Annotated in this window: 15 protein-coding genes; all 15 read right to left on the reverse strand. The window is 44.7% G+C overall.

Annotated features, from left to right (window positions below; translation table 11 throughout):
* Window positions 1-91: 91 nt before the first annotated feature.
* Complete coding sequence (locus ACSAJE_RS04750) at window positions 92-1,021, reverse strand: acyl-CoA thioester hydrolase/BAAT C-terminal domain-containing protein (protein ID WP_458009812.1); 930 nt, start codon at window positions 1,019-1,021, stop codon at window positions 92-94.
* 229 nt (window positions 1,022-1,250) lie between these two features.
* Complete coding sequence (locus tag ACSAJE_RS04755) at window positions 1,251-2,168, reverse strand: hypothetical protein (protein WP_458009813.1); 918 nt, start codon at window positions 2,166-2,168, stop codon at window positions 1,251-1,253.
* A gap of 42 nt (window positions 2,169-2,210) precedes the next feature.
* Entirely contained in the window at window positions 2,211-2,696 is a 486-nt protein-coding gene (locus tag ACSAJE_RS04760) for an HD domain-containing protein (RefSeq protein ID WP_458009814.1), read from the reverse strand.
* A gap of 104 nt (window positions 2,697-2,800) precedes the next feature.
* Window positions 2,801-3,463, reverse strand: coding sequence for a thiamine diphosphokinase (locus ACSAJE_RS04765; RefSeq protein WP_458009815.1), 663 nt, complete (start codon window positions 3,461-3,463; stop codon window positions 2,801-2,803).
* A 224-nt stretch (window positions 3,464-3,687) separates the two neighbouring features.
* Window positions 3,688-4,404, reverse strand: a complete 717-nt coding sequence (locus tag ACSAJE_RS04770; protein ID WP_458009816.1) for a PilZ domain-containing protein — start codon at window positions 4,402-4,404, stop codon at window positions 3,688-3,690.
* Window positions 4,394-5,065: a ribulose-phosphate 3-epimerase gene (gene rpe / locus ACSAJE_RS04775; protein WP_022024809.1), complete on the reverse strand. Its 672-nt coding sequence runs from the start codon at window positions 5,063-5,065 to the stop codon at window positions 4,394-4,396. The genes ACSAJE_RS04770 and rpe overlap by 11 nt, the downstream gene beginning before the upstream one ends.
* A gap of 54 nt (window positions 5,066-5,119) precedes the next feature.
* The gene (rsgA, locus tag ACSAJE_RS04780) at window positions 5,120-5,998 is read right to left on the reverse strand and encodes a ribosome small subunit-dependent GTPase A (protein WP_022024808.1); all 879 of its coding nucleotides are present in this window, start codon (window positions 5,996-5,998) and stop codon (window positions 5,120-5,122) included.
* Window positions 5,998-8,085, reverse strand: coding sequence for a Stk1 family PASTA domain-containing Ser/Thr kinase (gene pknB, locus ACSAJE_RS04785; protein ID WP_458009817.1), 2,088 nt, complete (start codon window positions 8,083-8,085; stop codon window positions 5,998-6,000). Before pknB ends, rsgA begins: the two co-directional genes overlap by 1 nt.
* A 23-nt stretch (window positions 8,086-8,108) precedes the next feature.
* Entirely contained in the window at window positions 8,109-8,828 is a 720-nt protein-coding gene (locus tag ACSAJE_RS04790; RefSeq protein ID WP_022024713.1) for a Stp1/IreP family PP2C-type Ser/Thr phosphatase, read from the reverse strand.
* Between the two features lie 138 nt (window positions 8,829-8,966).
* Window positions 8,967-9,992, reverse strand: coding sequence for a 23S rRNA (adenine(2503)-C(2))-methyltransferase RlmN (rlmN, locus tag ACSAJE_RS04795; RefSeq protein WP_458009818.1), 1,026 nt, complete (start codon window positions 9,990-9,992; stop codon window positions 8,967-8,969).
* Window positions 9,993-10,022: 30 nt separating this feature from the next.
* Window positions 10,023-11,423, reverse strand: a complete 1,401-nt coding sequence (gene rsmB / locus ACSAJE_RS04800; protein WP_458009819.1) for a 16S rRNA (cytosine(967)-C(5))-methyltransferase RsmB — start codon at window positions 11,421-11,423, stop codon at window positions 10,023-10,025.
* A gap of 23 nt (window positions 11,424-11,446) precedes the next feature.
* On the reverse strand, window positions 11,447-12,400 hold the full coding sequence (gene fmt, locus ACSAJE_RS04805) for a methionyl-tRNA formyltransferase (protein ID WP_458009820.1): 954 nt from the start codon (window positions 12,398-12,400) through the stop codon (window positions 11,447-11,449).
* An 82-nt stretch (window positions 12,401-12,482) separates the two neighbouring features.
* Window positions 12,483-12,959, reverse strand: coding sequence for a peptide deformylase (gene def / locus ACSAJE_RS04810; protein WP_022024709.1), 477 nt, complete (start codon window positions 12,957-12,959; stop codon window positions 12,483-12,485).
* Between the two features lie 16 nt (window positions 12,960-12,975).
* A complete protein-coding gene (gene priA, locus ACSAJE_RS04815; protein WP_458009821.1) occupies window positions 12,976-15,213 on the reverse strand; it encodes a replication restart helicase PriA in 2,238 nt (745 codons plus the stop codon).
* 30 nt (window positions 15,214-15,243) lie between these two features.
* Window positions 15,244-16,713, reverse strand: a complete 1,470-nt coding sequence (locus ACSAJE_RS04820; RefSeq protein ID WP_118507469.1) for a UDP-N-acetylmuramoyl-L-alanyl-D-glutamate--2,6-diaminopimelate ligase — start codon at window positions 16,711-16,713, stop codon at window positions 15,244-15,246.
* Window positions 16,714-16,768: the final 55 nt, after the last annotated feature.

The raw sequence follows: 16,768 nt of genomic DNA on the forward strand, positions 1-16,768 counted from the left end.
ACATCAAAAAAACAACCTTTCATAGTATTCACCTTATCACCTATAATTCAATAAAATATATGCTACACGTCTCTGTCAAGCTTCTAAAAAACTACTCTGCCCGCCATTCTTTTAATGCCGCAGAAAGCTTTTTGTCAATATCTTTTCTCGTTGCCTCACACTCCTTCGGATATTCTTTGGCTGCTCTAAAAATAAACCGCAGCACAAATTTTAGTCCTACAGGCAATGCCGTACGGAGCATGGATTCCGGCAATACAAAATGAGTTCCGTGCTCATACACAAGCGGTACATATTCACAAGTATGAGGTCGCTCTTTTAATCGTTGGTCCATGCGGCGGATATATTTTCCTGCTTCCCAGAAAGAATCATCCTCCGCACCCACAAGAAAAAGTTTTCCTTTAATATTCTCGACCTTGATCATTTCCTCTTCCGTATGCTCTCTTGCTTTCTCGGAATCAATAAACAAACAGGTGCTTCGCTCGATATCACCGGAGCCTTTTGTCTCCTTTTCAATCTTCTGCCAGTACACCGGATGTTCATACACAAACGGCATGTAAGGCAGTGGCTCTCCTTTCCATGAAATGGTAGATTTCCCTGGAATCGGCCATTCTTTGCAGCCATCTTTATTTCCCTGCTCAAATCCCTGCCATACAAAATCACTGGCTGTAAGCGCAAAGGTCAAGGTAATATCCGGGAAATAAGAAGCTGCGACCAGCGAATCCATCCCCGCCGTGCTCATTCCCATAATGCCAACTTTGCGATTGCCGTTAGCCTGCAGCCATTTGATCGCTGTCTCGATTCTTTCTAACGGGTTATTGACATGACTATAATTTTTCTTACCGGGAGATACGCACAAAGCATTCACTCCATTTTTATGTAACCATTTTGCCCCACACTTTGCCATGTAATCATTTGGATCATCTCCAAATAAACCAATGACCGTACAATCAGATCCTGTGGGATTTTCATAATAAGTTCCATAGAAACCATCTCGTTCAATTTCAAAAAACAGCTTTTTCATCACAATTTCTCCTATGCCACTTGCAAAGACTCGTTCCATATTTTGATGTATGCCTGTCTGACATTCATCATTTACGCCTTATTCAAGTTAGCATATACTAACCAGATTGTCAAACTTTCTTCCCACTTGATCCTACGCTACAGTCCTAACGGTATAAACTTTCTGACATTCAATTTTACGCTGCATTCCTAGCAATATAATAATGTCTCTTCCCGCATTATGGTTACATTTAAAATAAATCCAGCATATTGTCCAAATAAATCTTTTCACGAACCACTAGCTGATATTCCGGCTTTGTCAGGTAATAAAGCAAAAATTCTAAGATCAATGCACTGCCGAGTCCCCGTCCCTCAATCTTAAAATTGGTAAATCCCATCGGCAAATACTTTTCTTGTATATCAGTAACGCCAATAAAGCCCGGATTTTTCATCGCTTTCGAAAAACGGTACCCTTCTTCCAGATCATTGGCTGTGCAACGATACCCGCAGCCGCTTTGTCCTAAATTTTTGCGGCTGACCGCTTCATAACAAAGCTTCCTATCTTTGCAGGCAAACGAGCAGCACTCGTTGCACAAAAATTCCACTTTATCTTTCTCTGATTTGGATAATGTCTGTAACTTATCAAACTGTTTATTGAAACGAAAATCCGGCACGACATAGCGAAAATCATCCCGCTTTACTTCGCTCACAAATTGCTCGAAATCCGTCAATACCTTTGTCGTTGAAGATACAAAATAAAGCTCCGGATAGTTTTCTTGTAAATATTCTAACAACAAATCTGAATGAATGATAATGCCATTTTGCACGCCTTTATTTTCAGCAAATAATGCACAAAGGGCATTACATGTTTCATCCGACAGGTGTTCTTTTCGTAGTAGGGAATTACTAAAAGTTAAACGACCTGATATTCCATATCGACGCAATAATGCTAGCACTTCTTCCGGATCTTCCGCACCAAACGAAGTTCTTCCTCCACCCCAAAGGCAATCGACAGGTGCACCATAAATAGAGCCGATTTCACACCAGTTATAAAAATACTCCCTGTGTTCATAAAACAGCGATAAAAACAGGCGATATAATTCATAAAATTCAAACAATCCGGGCAAATGAAAGTACGCAGTCTTATTTATTAAATTGTTCTCTTTCATTCTGTCACCAGCCTCCGTTATTTTCTATCGTTCTATCTTGCCCTATCGCTCCCATTGTATTCTGCTATCCCCCATAGTCTCGGAAAACGCACAGTATTTATCCACAAAGCAGACAATCCACGCCTCTAGACATCGTGGCGGCAACACCGTCAATGGGAACATATGTCTCGCAATAATATTTCTCTCTTTCCTATTCAGCGAAAAATCTTTGCTTGCATTATAAAGTGCGAACGCCGGATGTCGAAATCCATGCAGCCGATGTCCGCCATCCTTTTCATGCCAGTCATATAAAAAATAATCGTGCAGCAAGGCCCCTCGCACTAATGATTGTTTATCAACTGGCAGACGAAAATTTTCTGCCAACAGAAGGCTCTTATAGGCAACGTTAACACTATGCTCATAGACCGATGTACTTCCATGCTGCATCGCATTCTGCTCCTCCAACAAACGTCCCTGCTCACACAATTGGTGTATCGCTTCATCTAACAAGTCATAATTTTCTTCCGATAACTCTACCTTTCGATTCATACAGCCCCTCATTTCTGTTATCTAAGTCATATGCATCAAGTTTACAACTACTGCGATCATTATAGCACACAACATAATGCAAGCAACCCCTATCTGATTGCGCTCTAATCCCTAGATTCGATCACGATCAATTCCCCATGTGTAAACGAGATCGTTGCCGTCTGCGCTTCTGGTGCAAACTCATTGCTGATCGCACGTCCATCACCATATGTAAGCGTATAATCTTTCAGTCCATATTGAAATCCTGTCAAAGTCACCGGATACACTTCTTCGGAGAGCGGCTGCAAGGAAATATATTTACCAAATACCTGCTCTCTGTGTAAGGTTGTCTCTCCGTCAATCAAGTATAACCGATTATGCGAATCTACAATATACGCCGGGATTCCCTGCTTAAGTGGTTTCATCAAAATATTTAGATTGGATAGAAAATGATCCAATCGTCCCCCGGTAGCACCCAGAATAGTGATTTCTGATGCCCCTTCCGACAATATCCATTCCAATACCATCTGCGTGTCCGTATAGTCTTTTGCCTTAGGATACTGTACAAACTTTGCAGCCTTATCCGCAGATCGATACTCTGCCAGTGTCTCTTGCAATACACTGTCAAAATCCCCCATAATATAATCCACATTAACTCCTACTGCGTGTGCCGCTTCCAAACCGGAATCTGCACATGCTACCGTATCAAAAGACATGTCGACCAAATATTGTTTTATAAATGCAATATCATACTTTCCGCCGCTAAATAATATTGTTTTGCCAAGCATTATACTTATCCCCTCTCTTCTCTTACAGAAAGTAGTTGCTGTCCCAAAAACGGCACTGCAAACATCTTATCCCATTACACCTTATAAGATTGCTGTCCCAAAAATAGCACTGCATACATCTTATCCCATTACACTTTATAAGATTGCTGTCCCAAAAATAGCACTGCATACATCTTATCCCGTTACATCTTATAGGATTGCTGTCCCCAAAAAAGGACAGTATACTACTGCCCTCTGGTTTTCTTCAAAATATCTCTCTGTATATCATAGATGTATTTCATTAACTTACGATCTGTCATCGTCATCTCACATCCATAATAAAAGTTAAATTTATGATTGGTGGCACGTAGCTCGTCACGACGCACGACCTCTGCTCTGCAATGCAGCATACCATAAGGTGATGGAATATCGAAAAACATGCCATCTTCCAATTGAAACTCAAAGTCAGAGTATAACCCCACTCCGCTTTCACTAACATCTTTGATCACACCACGCACGATCTCTGGTTCTATCTCCTCGATAACATCTGCATTTTCTTGTTCATCTGCAGGGCTTGGTGGTTCTGATAATCTGCGAGGTGCTCCTGACACATCATAGTAGCCAATTAATGTTTCTTCGCCAATCTGGACGCGATATGCATTGCGTCGATTGTAAGAATGACCCTTATCGTTAATCTGAAATATATGCACCGGCTCTCCGTCCAACTTCGCAATGCCTGCCTTCACTTTTGTCCATTCCCACAGTCTGTCTGCATCGCGATATACAATGCATATATCATCCTCCGCATGAAACTGAAAAGCTCTTCCATTGGATGCGATCAAACTAACACATACCTGATTTGATTTGGCCTCCTCTACTTTACTGACTAACCGATAACGATAACCTTCACGATCAATATAAATTTCTAATGTTCTTCCTAATGGAATATTCTCAAGAAGCATTTTGTCCCTCCGTGTTGATTTCTTCTTGCAAAACATGAATGTTCTCCTCGATATCCCCACGAAAAACAGCGGTTCCAGCCACGACAATATCCACACCGCATGCAGCAACAGCGCGTGCATTTTCCTTTGTCACGCCGCCATCAATCTCTATTTTGAAGAACAATCCTTGTTCTTTGCGAATCTTGTGCAGCTGTTTCACTTTTTCCAAGGTCTCCCAAATCAGAGTCTGACCCCCAAAACCAGGCTCTACCCCCATTATAAGCACCATATCAACTTGATCCAAAATACCATCTAACTTGCTTAACGGTGTTTTTGGACTCAAGCACACTGCCGGCTTCGCACCACTTTCCCGAATGGCCGCAATCGTCCCCGGCAAATCAGCGCACGCTTCCGCATGCACAGTTAACCCATCCGCTCCAGCCTGACGCAAGGCGTTGACATAACGGATCGGTTCCTCTATCATCAGATGCACGTCAAAAAACATGTCTGTATGTTTCCGCAATGACGCAATCACCGGCATACCAAAAGAAATAGATGGTACAAACATTCCATCCATCACATCAATATGAAGGTAATGTATGCAAAGCTTTTGCAATTGTTTCAATTGCTCTCCCAGACAGATAAAATCTGCCGACAAGATTGACGGTGCCAACTGTTTCATATTTCTTCTCCATTCTTTCATAGACGAGTCTATGAATGCATCTTCCTATCATATCTAATAGCGTTTCCGATTTTTGAGTTCTTCATAAAATAGTTTATAATTCTCATATCGGCTACTCGACATTTTCCCCTGAGCCAATGCCTCCTTGACCCCACAATCCGGTTCGTTGATGTGAGCACAGCCAAGGAAACGGCATTGCAATGCATATGGTCTAAACTCCTGATAATATTCCCTTAATTCTTCTTTTTCCAATTCCGGCAAAAGAAGCGAAGTAAATCCCGGTGTATCCATCACATACGTTTGATCTGGCAGCGAAAACAGTTCCGAATGTCTCGTTGTGTGTTTCCCTCGCTTAATTTTGGTACTAATCTCCCCAATTGCCATATCTGCTTCTGGAAAAAGTGCATTCATTACAGAAGATTTTCCAACACCGGATGGTCCGGCAAGCACTGTTGTCTTCCCAATCAAACTTTGATGCAGCTCTTCTAGCCCCTTCCCATCGTAGGTACTGGTAAAAAAGAGCGATGCACCACTGTCTTTATAAACATTGGTGTATTCTTCTATAAAGCCATCATCTGCGGTGTCCAATTTATTAAAGCATACGCTAACAGGTACATCCTGCCACTGCATCATCAGCAGAAAACGATCCAGCAAATTGATATTTGGTTTTGGATAGGATGCTGCAAAAATAACAATCGCCTGATCGACATTAGCAACTGCCGGGCGTATCAACTCCGAATGTCTAGGCAGTATCTCCTCAATATTCCCCAGCGCATTCGCCTCGTCCAGTATTGTTACATCTACATTGTCTCCAACCAAAGGTTTGACCCTTCGGTTGCGAAACGCACCCTTTGCCTTGCATTCCAACAGACCAATGCTTGGAACGTGTACATAATAAAATCCGCCTACACCTCGAATGATCTTTCCCTGCATTACTGCCTTTCCTTCTTAAACTCTACATTGTATGGGCCACCTACTTCTACGCCATCTTTATACAACGTAATCTTACCATTGTTATCACTGTATCCCTCAACCGAAAACTTACGCGGGAAATCAGAATAACTCAAAGTTCCTGACCAGGCAGTTTTAGATTTACCATCCTGCTCTAAGACTAATTTGATGGATGCCGGAGCTTCATCTTCGTAGTCAAACGGATTGGCAGAAATCGTCAAAGAACCTGTATATTTGTACTTCGGCTCTGTCGTCGGTGTCGCAGCCGGTTTCTCAGTTGCCTTATTCTTAGATCCTAAGCTGACGGTAAATTCAATCACCGTCCCAACTTCAACCTTGGTACCGGACTTCTTAGACTGGCTGACCACATATCCCTTCTGTACTGTATCACTATATACATAAGTCGGCTCATCCGGAGCTTCCAATCCTACATCTGCTAATCGTTCTCTCGCAACCTCTAATGATTTCTTCACGAGATTTGGAACACGTACCATATCATTTTCCGGTCCCTTACTGATGATCAAAGTAACTGCTGTTCCTTTGGCTACACTGGAACCCACAACAGGATCGGTACCACATACCTTTCCTTTGGCTACGATATCACTATATTTCTCTGTGGTTCCCTTAACGGTCAAATTGCTGCTCTCTAATTGAGATGTTGCGTCTTCTAAGGATTTATTTGTTACATCCGGAATCGTAATTCCACTGGATTCCTGACTGTAATAAATAGTAACTCTCGTTCCTTCTTCTACCTCTTCGCCGGATTTCGGTTCTTGATCCGTCACGGTATTAGCATCCTCCTCAGACTCTACCGGCTTAAGCTGATATTTTAATCCTGCCTCGTCAAGCATCTGCTCTGCTTCTTCAAGTGTATGATTCACGAGATCCGGTACTGCCACTTTACCTAAAGCAGCCGCAGAAGACTGTGGATCTGCACTTGCATCTGCTGTCGAAGTCGGCGTTGGTTTCTTGTTGGAACCGCCACCCCACCAACCGGCCACTTTGCCGATCAGCAAAATAACAACTAATACAATGATCACCGCAACAACACCGCTGCAGATTTTCAAAATACGCTCTAATTTAGGATCAATGGCATCATCGTCCGATTCTTCCTCTTCATTTTCCGGCTGAACTGTACGGTCTTTTTCTGCTAAAATAGCACTCTTTTTCAACTGATCCACTTCATTTTTGTCCATAATGATTGTCGGCGAATCGTCGACAACATCGGAGATCACAACATAATCCCCATCCGGCTCTATTAACGCTCTCTTCAGATCTGCGATCAATGCAGAAGCTGTCATATAACGCATATCCGGCTTCTTCTGCATACACTTCATCACAATCTTGGATAAGCTGTGCGGAATTTCCGGATCAATTTTATCTAACGGTGTTGCCTCTTCCTGAATATGTGCAAGTGCAACAGTCACCGTGCTGTCTCCTTCAAAAGGTACTTTGCCTGACAGCATCTCATACATTGTTACACCAAGAGAATAGATATCACTCTTTTCGTCGCTGTAACCACCTCTTGCCTGCTCCGGACTGATATAATGCACAGATCCCATTGCATTAGATGTGATTGTATTTGACGTTGCTGCCTTAGCGATTCCAAAGTCTGTAACTTTTACTTTGCCCTCTTTGGAAATAATGATATTCTGTGGTTTAATATCACGGTGAATAATGCTGTTATCATGTGCAGCCTGCATACCCTGTGCGATCTGCACACCGATCCCTATCGCCTCCTTGACATCGAGACGACCTTTCTTTTCAATAAAGCGCTTAAGCGTAATACCCTCCACAAGCTCCATAACGATGTAATACAGATCGTCATCTTCACCAACATCATACACATTTACAACATTCGGATGTGACAATCCCGCTACGGACTGCGCCTCCCCTCGAAATTTGGAGACAAACTTTGCATCATTACTATATTCCGGTTTTAAGATCTTGATCGCCACGAAACGGTTTAATCTCTGATCTCTCGCTTTATATACATCCGCCATTCCGCCGGATCCCACGCGGTCAATAATCTCATATCTCTCGCTTAATAACATTCCTGGACTTATCATTTCTACCCTTACCTCCTCTTAGCTTATACCTCAGCTAACACAACGGTAATATTATCATTACCGCCGTTCTCATTAGCTCTAGCCACTAACGACTCTGCCGCTGTCTGCAGAGTATCACTATTCTTTACAATGTATTCCATATCTTCATCTTCAATCATATTGGACAAGCCATCACTGCAGAGCATGATAACATCCCCTTGCTCTACATCAATTTCAAAGAAGTCAGCCTGGACTTCTTCATTGATGCCAAGGGCTCTCGTAATAATATTTTTCTGCGGATGTATCCTTGCCTCACTCTCTGTAATATTGCCCTGTTTGACCATTTCCTCTACCAAAGAATGATCATCCGTGATCTGCTCAATCCCATCTCGTATCAAGTACAATCTGGAATCCCCAATGTTGGCAATATACAGTGTATTTTCCTCTAATGTGCAGGCTACCACGGTGGTACCCATGCCCTCATATTCTACGTGTGACGCAGACTCCTCAAAGACTGCTTTGTTCGCAGCTGTAACTGCTTCCTCAAACAAGGAAACCGGCGTCTTATGAGCGCTCTTCTCCAGCGACTGCACCATTGTCTCTACACATAAACGTGACGCATAGTCTCCAGCTCTATGTCCGCCCATACCATCTGCCACGATCAACAGATTTTGGAAACTACCAACAGGTTCAGTATTGCAATACATATAGTCCTGATTCATAGATCTCTTGCTGCCTATATCTGTCTTTGCATATGCTTTCATGTAGTTTCCCCTCCTTTGTTTATAATCAACCTTACATGTATACTATCTAACATATTTTATCATAATAGTGATGTAGTGTCAAAATCTGACGCTTTTTCCATTTATTTCACAACTGACACGAGATTTATCTTCCACGAATTATATATTTTTACCGCGCAGCTGACCACAGGCAGCATCAATATCGCTTCCCATCTCTCTACGGATCGTTGCGGTAATATGCCTGCTCTCCAATATTTTCTGAAACTCCAATACTTTGGTACGCTTGGATCGTTCTCCCATACGCCCTTCCACCGGATTCAGTGGAATCAGGTTGACATGGCAATTCAGACCGTGCAGCAAAGCCGCCAGCTCCTCTGCATGTTCTGCACTGTCATTCGTCCCATCCACCAAGCTATATTCAAATGTAACTCGGCGTCCGGTGTGATCCACATACTCCCGGCATGCTTTCAAGATCTCTGCGATCGAATACCGATTGGCAACCGGCATCATTTCCCGGCGCAGTACATCATTCGGCGCATGCAATGAGATTGCAAGTGTGATCGTTAAATCTTCTTTCATCACACGATAGATCCCATCTACAAGACCGCAGGTCGACAATGTTATATTTCGCTGACTGATATGCAGTCCCCGTTCATCCGAAATCATTCGAATAAAACGTACAACATTCTCGTAGTTATCCAAAGGCTCTCCAATTCCCATAAGGATCACGTTAGAGACACGTTCTCCGGTGATCCGCTGTACCTCATAGATCTGCTCTAGCATTTCCCCGGTTGTCAGACAGCGATTTAAGCCGCCTACCGTGGACGCACAAAAACGACATCCCATCCGGCAGCCCACCTGAGTGGATATACAAACGCTATTGCCATGATGATATTTCATCAACACTGACTCTACTTTATTGCCGTCACTAAGCTCCATCAAAAACTTGTTCGTACCATCTGCGGAAATCTGCCGCTTTACCATGGTACAACCATTTAACGCCGCCTGCTCCCCTAATTTATCACGAAACGCTGCGGACAGATTGGTCATACTCGCAAATTCTTTGACCATTTTTTGATGCATCCACTGATATAACTGCGTTGTGCGAAATTTCTTTTCTCCAAGATCTTCCACAAACTGCTGCAACTCAGCAAATGTCATGCTTTTAAGATCCACTTTCTGCATCTGTCCACTCCTTCTTTCCTAATTACTTTGTCATATTCCTTTTCGCTGAAATTTCGCCACAAAGAAACCATCCGATCCATTTCCCGGCAACACTTGCAAATATCCCTCTTTACCGGTCTTTCCTCGCAGCGATTCCGGAAGGTCTTCCTCTATCGAAACCGGCACAAACGGAAGTGTCTCTTTGATCCACGAAACGTTATCATTATTTTCTTCTCTTGCAACGGTACACGTACTATATAGCAATATACCACCCGGCCGTACATATTGGCTGACAACCCGCAAGATCTCGCGCTGCAGCGATGCCAGCTCATCAATATCTTCCCGATGCGTGTGATATTTAATATCACATTTGCCACCGATGACTCCCAGTCCGGAACACGGCAGATCTGCGATCAAAACATCCACCGAATCGATCCAATCTTTACGAAGGATCCTGGCATTCTGACGGTACAGTTCGCAATGATCTACCCCGGCGCGCTCCATATTTTCCTGAATCAAATGCACTTTCGTCTCGCTTAAGTCACAAGAAAAGATCACACCGGTACCTGCCAATAAATCCGCTGCGTGCAGAGATTTGCCGCCCGGTGCTGCACAAACGTCCAATACCTCTTGTCCCGGTTTGATCCCGGAAACAGCACCAACAAGCATCGAACTTTCATCCTGCACCTGCAGTCTTCCTCTCGCAAACGCCTCCATAGAATCCACGCGCTCAAAGCCGGATAAATGAAGAGCATACGGAAACCATTTCCCGGGCTGTACTGTTACCTGCTGCCGCTCCAAAGACTCTATGATCTCAGGAACCGCAAGATCCGGATTTCCGCTCGGATTTTGCAGATTCAGATTGCACCGCACGGTTACACCACTTTCCTTCTGCATAAACCCCTGCAGGATCTGTTCTGTTTCAGCTTCACTGTATTCTTCTAAAAAATATTCAATGATCCAACCCGGCATCGAATATTTGATGGATGCGTAGGAAATAAAATCTTTCGCATCCGGATATTTAATCTGATCTTTGCCACGGATAACACTTCGAAGAACGCCATTGACAAATCCACTAAGACCTTTCAAACCACGTTTACGTACCAGTTTCACAGCTTCGTTGCAGGCTGCACTGTCAGGCACTTGATCCATATAGAACAACTGATATACTGCCATACGCAGTGTTTCACGGATCACCGGTTTCATCTTGACCACTTTTGTTTTTGAAAAACAATCTATGATGTAATCCAAACGGATTGCCTGTTCAACAGTTCCTTCTACTAATCTGGTAAGAAACGCACGCTGTTGTTTGGACAACGTATCCTCTCTATTTAAGGTACGGTGTAATGTCCGGTCACAATACTTGCCTTCCTCCATCACCTGCAGGAGAATATCCAGCGCAATAGCACGTACATTTCTCATATTCTGTTGTGACGTCTGCCGTTTCTCCATGGTATTACTGTCCTTTCTATTGCCTAATCACAGGCAAGTATCGTTCCGCAGTCAATCTGCATGCCGTGCAGGAAATCTGCAATATTCATTCGTTTTTTGCCGGCGAGCTGCAAGCTTTGCACACTCAGACAGCCATCTCCTGTCTGGATCCACAAGCGATTTTTATCAATCAATACGATCTGACCGCACCGGCCTTTCTCGATCTGCTCTGCTGCCTGCTGCCCCGCATCAACAATATCTGCATCCCAGATTTTTAGCATTTTCCCCTGTAAGCCCGTATAACAACTCGGCCACGGATTAAGTCCGCGGATCAGGCGTTCTAATTCAACCGCCGGTCTGGTAAAATCAAGCTTTCCCGTCTCCTTGGAAAGCATCTTGGCATACGTATATTCTTCTCCCTGCGGAACAGGATGGAGTTCTCCGGCTTCTGCCTGTTTCAATACCTCTAGTATCATCGGACCGCCAAGTTGTGACAATTTATCAAACAAACTGCCCCCGGTCTCTTTGGCATCCAATGTATATTTCTGAACCATCAACATATCTCCGGTATCCAGTCCCTCATCCATCTGCATGATCGTTACGCCACTTTCCGGATCTCCGTCAATAACAGACCACTGGATCGGTGCTGCACCACGAAGCTTTGGCAACAAAGACGCATGCACGTTCATGCATCCGTATTTTGGCAGTTCTAATATTTCTTTGGGTAATATCTGGCCAAATGCTACAACGATGATCACATCCGGGTTAAGTTCCTGCAAGACCGGATAAAACGTTCCGTCCTTTATGCGCTCCGGCTGAAATACCGGAATCTGCGCCTCCACGGCGGCTTCCTTCACCGGAGAAAACTGCAGCTTACCGCTTCTTCCCTTCGGTCGGTCCGGCTGTGTCACAACACCAACTACTTCATGTTCGCTCTGTATCAGAGTTTCCAATGTCGGAACCGCAAAGTCCGGTGTCCCCATAAACACAATACGCATGCTTTGTCCACTCCTTTGTCTCACTCTAATCAGGCACTGTCTTCTGCAGTCTGCCTCTCTATCGTCATCCTATGAGATACATTTACTCGATCGGCTCTACGTCCTGAATCCCATTTTCCGTCTTGCTGACATACAGCGTACCGGAAAGATGGTCGATTTCATGCTGCAAGGCTCTCGCTAACAGCTCTTCCCCTTCCACAATGATCTCATTCATATTTTCATCCAATGCTTTTACTTTCGCATAATTGGCGCGTTTTACAATACCAACTTTGCCAGGCACACTCAAACAGCCTTCCTGTCCGATCTGCTCTCCGCTAAGTTCAATGATCTCCGGATTGACCAATACGATCGGATGATCACATTCCGGTGTAACATCAATCACGCAGATCTGCTTCAAAATACCAACCTGAGGTGCTGCAAGACCTACGCCCTCTGCGTCATACATCGTCTCTAACATATCCTCGATCAATGTTTTAATCCTAGGTGTCATCTCCTTTACCGGGCGACACTGCTTTGTCAATATTTCATCTCCCATTACTCGAATTGTTCTTAATGCCATTTTTTTCTTCCTTCCTTTATTCATGATCAAAAGAAAACTGAACACTTAAATGCTCTGACAGTCCTCTTTGCCGAATGTACTGTTCTAATCGATCTTTTTCCCGTACCAAGCACTCATACTCCGCCGATTTTCCATATATCATATATCGATATACATCCCGAAGTTTGGCGATCGGTGCCTCTGACGGTCCCAAAAGTACAAGCCCCTCTGTGCCACGAAGCATGTCTGCTAACTCATCTGCAAATGACGTCGCTAACGCCTCATCCTTAGAAAGCACCAATACTCCTAGTATATGGGAAACGGGCGGATATTGCAACATTTGACGCATTAAAATTTCCTGCTTATAAAATTGCACGTAGTTTTGATCTGCTGCGCAGGTAATGCTGTAATGCTCCGGCTGATAGGTCTGCAGGACAACTTCTCCGGCAAGATCGCCACGTCCTGCCCGTCCTGCCGCCTGCGCCAGCAACTGATAAGTGCGTTCTGCCGCTCTGTAATCTCCTACATTAAGCGACAGATCTGCCGCCAATATGCCAACTAATGTTACCTTCGCAAAATCATGGCCCTTGACGATCATCTGCGTTCCTACCAAAATGTCTGCCTCTCCCGCCGCAAATTGCTTTAAGATCCGGTCATGTCCCTCTTTGCCTCCGGTCGTATCCGCATCCATGCGAAGTACTCTTGCACCCGGAAATCTGCTTGCCGCCATCTGTTCTACCTGCTCTGTGCCAAGTCCAAAGGTGCCAATGTATTTCGATCCACAGGATGGACAAGTCTGTGGCATCGGAATCGTATAGCCACAATAATGGCAGGTCAGATGCGTTACTTTGCCAGCTCTGCTGTGCGGTTTGAGTGACACGGCACAATGCGGACAGCCAACGACTTCTCCACATTTGCGGCAGGACACAAAGCCTGCAAATCCACGACGATTCAAAAATAAGATTGTCTGTTCGCCTCGTTCCAGTCTCTTTTGGATCTTACCCGTTAAACTCCGGCTAAATATCGAGAAATTCTTTGCTGCCAGTTCTTCCCGCAGATCCACAATTTCCACACGAGGCAGCGAAGCCCCTCCGGCGCGCTCCGTCAGTTCAATGCGCGTATACTCCCCTGTGGTCGTATGATAATACGCTTCCAGCGATGGTGTCGCCGATCCGAGTAACACGCTTGCCCCAAGCATCTTGGCACGCTGTACGGCAACTTCTCTTGCATGATATTTCGGAACATTTTCACTTTGATAGCTGGACTCATGTTCCTCATCCATAACAATGATACCCAGTCGCTCAAACGGCGTAAACAATGCAGATCGCGGTCCGATCATAATATCGATTTCTCCCGTCTGCGCACGTTCAAACTGGTCGTACCGCTCTCCCGCAGATAGTCTGGAATGCATAACCGAAACTCTGTCTCCAAAACGCGCATAAAAGCGCTGTACTGTCTGAAACGTGAGTGCGATCTCCGGGATCAGCACTATGGCCTGTCTGCCGCTGCGGATGACATGCTCGATACATTGCATATATACTTCTGTCTTACCGCTTCCGGTAACACCATGCAGCAGATATACCTGCTGCTGTCCCGCATCCATATTGCCACAGATCTGCGTTACAGCCTTTTGCTGCTGCTCATTCAATATCACTTCTTTATCTGCCGCATGAAGTGTGTGATAGGGATTGCGGTAAGATCTGCTCACCTCTATACGAATCCATCCTTTGTCCTGCATTGCTCGAAGTACAGATAGCGTTGCCTTATGCGCCTTACAAAGCACATCATAATCCATCCCGTCTGCATAGTCTTCTGCCTGCAGCAAAGCATCTATGATCCGCACTCTTGCCGTCTGATGCTTGCCTGCCAGTTCCTCGCGTATCTTTCTAAGATCTTCCCTTGTTGGGATCGGTATGACACGCTTTTTCTCTTTTATCTGGATTTCACGCCGCACCGGCATAACAGCCTTGATCGCATCATTCATCGTACCGCCGTAATGTGTTTTTATCCAGTAAGCAAGGGAAAGCAGGTGCGACTGTGCTACGACGCCCTGCTTTACAACTGCTATAATATCTTTGGTTCGGCGAATGTCAAACTTCGCCTGATCTGACAACCCGATAATATATCCCTGCACTGTTCGATTTCCTTTGCCAAATGGGATATCGACCAATGCGCCGATCACCGCGTCCGCCTGTAACGGATCCGGTACACGATATTGAAACGGGCGGTCTAGACTTTTCACCGATATATCGATGATAATATCTGCAAATAGCATATAAACCCTACATTCCTTTCGGTTCTGTCATCACTGCAGGAAGTTGCCGTCTTTGACAACATCTGCCACCAGTTCTCTCTCATCCATATGGTATTTCTTGCCACAGATTTCCTGATAATCTTCATGTCCTTTACCGGCTAAAACGATAACATCACCCTCTTGTGCATGCTCGATCGCATAACGGATCGCCTCGGCTCGGTCAATGATCGTGATGTATTTTCCATCCGCTTTTTCCACGCCGGTGACGATATCTGCAATGATTGCTTCCGGCTGTTCATTACGCGGATTGTCCGAAGTCACGATCGTCAGATCTGCCATCTTAGAAGAAACCTCTCCCATTTCAAAGCGTCGCTCTCTGGAACGGTTACCACCACATCCAAACAGGCACACCAGACGCTTTGGATGATACTCTCGCAGCGTAGACAAGAGACTCTCAAGACTCATAGCATTGTGCGCGTAGTCGATCATAAGCGTAAATTTAGAAGAAACCGGAAGAATCTCCACTCGCCCCTTCACACGGATCTGCGATAAAGAGTTCAATATCGTCTCTTTTTGTACTCCGAAATGTCTGCAGATTGCAATCGCCGTCATCGAATTATACACACTAAATGTGCCCGGAATATCAATCTCAACGTCCATATCCAATGCCCCACTCATGTGGTAAGCAACACCAAGCGTGCCGCCTTTATCCATCAAATGAACATTAGATGCGCGAAGATCTGCATCTTCTCCAAATCCATATGTCTCCACTTCACACGTATGGCCTTCCAATACCTCATCCAGATGATGTGCATCGGCATTGAATATACCGTGTTTACACTGCTTAAACAAAAGGCTCTTGCAATGAATATAGTCTGCCAGATCCTTATGCTCATTCGGACCGATATGATCCGGCTCCAAATTTGTAAAAATACCGTAATCAAATACAAAACCGCTTACACGGTGTAACATCAACGCCTGTGAAGAAACTTCCATCACCACGCATTTGCATCCGGCGTCCACCATTTTGCGGAAGGATTCCTGCACAACGTACGATTCCGGAGTTGTGTTCACCGATGGGATCACCGTATCTCCAATGATCGTCTCGATCGTTCCGATCAAGCCGGTCTTAAAACCGGATGCCTCCAAGATCGAACGAACCATGTACGTTGCCGTTGTCTTCCCCTTGGTTCCGGTAATTCCAATCGTTGTCAGTTCTTTGGCAGGATGGTCAAAATATGCTGCTGAAAGCTGTGCAAGCGCTAACCTGCTGTCTGCCACCCGGATCACGGTAACCTCATCGGGAACGGTAACTTCCTTTTCCACGATCAACACCGCAGCGCCTTTTGCGGCAACTTCCGGTGCAAAATCATGTCCGTCGCGCACTGCCCCGCTAATGCATACAAATACAGAATCCTGCTCTACCTTACGTGAATCATATACTAAGGTACTGATCTCGCGGTCCTGCTCCCCCTGCAGTACCGTATAATCCATATCCAATAATAACTGTGATAATCTCATATTCTGCTCATCCTTTCTGTCCTATCTATATTTCTGTTACATTCCTAACCACAAA

Source organism: Jutongia sp. SJQ-6, assembly GCF_054161275.1.

Coding starts and splice junctions, on each gene's coding strand:
- def (WP_022024709.1), bottom strand. CDS start 12,959: ATGGCATTAAGAACAATTCGAGTAATGGGAGATGAAATATTGACAAAG.
- ACSAJE_RS04790 (WP_022024713.1), bottom strand. CDS start 8,828: ATGAAAGCATATGCAAAGACAGATATAGGCAGCAAGAGATCTATGAAT.
- rlmN (WP_458009818.1), bottom strand. CDS start 9,992: ATGCAGAAAGTGGATCTTAAAAGCATGACATTTGCTGAGTTGCAGCAG.
- rsmB (WP_458009819.1), bottom strand. CDS start 11,423: ATGGAGAAACGGCAGACGTCACAACAGAATATGAGAAATGTACGTGCT.
- ACSAJE_RS04760 (WP_458009814.1), bottom strand. CDS start 2,696: ATGAATCGAAAGGTAGAGTTATCGGAAGAAAATTATGACTTGTTAGAT.
- ACSAJE_RS04765 (WP_458009815.1), bottom strand. CDS start 3,463: ATGCTTGGCAAAACAATATTATTTAGCGGCGGAAAGTATGATATTGCA.
- fmt (WP_458009820.1), bottom strand. CDS start 12,400: ATGCGTATTGTGTTTATGGGGACACCGGACTTTGCGGTTCCGACATTG.
- ACSAJE_RS04755 (WP_458009813.1), bottom strand. CDS start 2,168: ATGAAAGAGAACAATTTAATAAATAAGACTGCGTACTTTCATTTGCCC.
- ACSAJE_RS04770 (WP_458009816.1), bottom strand. CDS start 4,404: ATGCTTCTTGAGAATATTCCATTAGGAAGAACATTAGAAATTTATATT.
- rpe (WP_022024809.1), bottom strand. CDS start 5,065: ATGAAACAGTTGGCACCGTCAATCTTGTCGGCAGATTTTATCTGTCTG.
- ACSAJE_RS04750 (WP_458009812.1), bottom strand. CDS start 1,021: ATGAAAAAGCTGTTTTTTGAAATTGAACGAGATGGTTTCTATGGAACT.
- pknB (WP_458009817.1), bottom strand. CDS start 8,085: ATGATAAGTCCAGGAATGTTATTAAGCGAGAGATATGAGATTATTGAC.
- priA (WP_458009821.1), bottom strand. CDS start 15,213: ATGCTATTTGCAGATATTATCATCGATATATCGGTGAAAAGTCTAGAC.
- ACSAJE_RS04820 (WP_118507469.1), bottom strand. CDS start 16,713: ATGAGATTATCACAGTTATTATTGGATATGGATTATACGGTACTGCAG.
- rsgA (WP_022024808.1), bottom strand. CDS start 5,998: ATGCAGGGAAAGATCATTCGAGGTGTAGGCGGATTTTATTATGTACAC.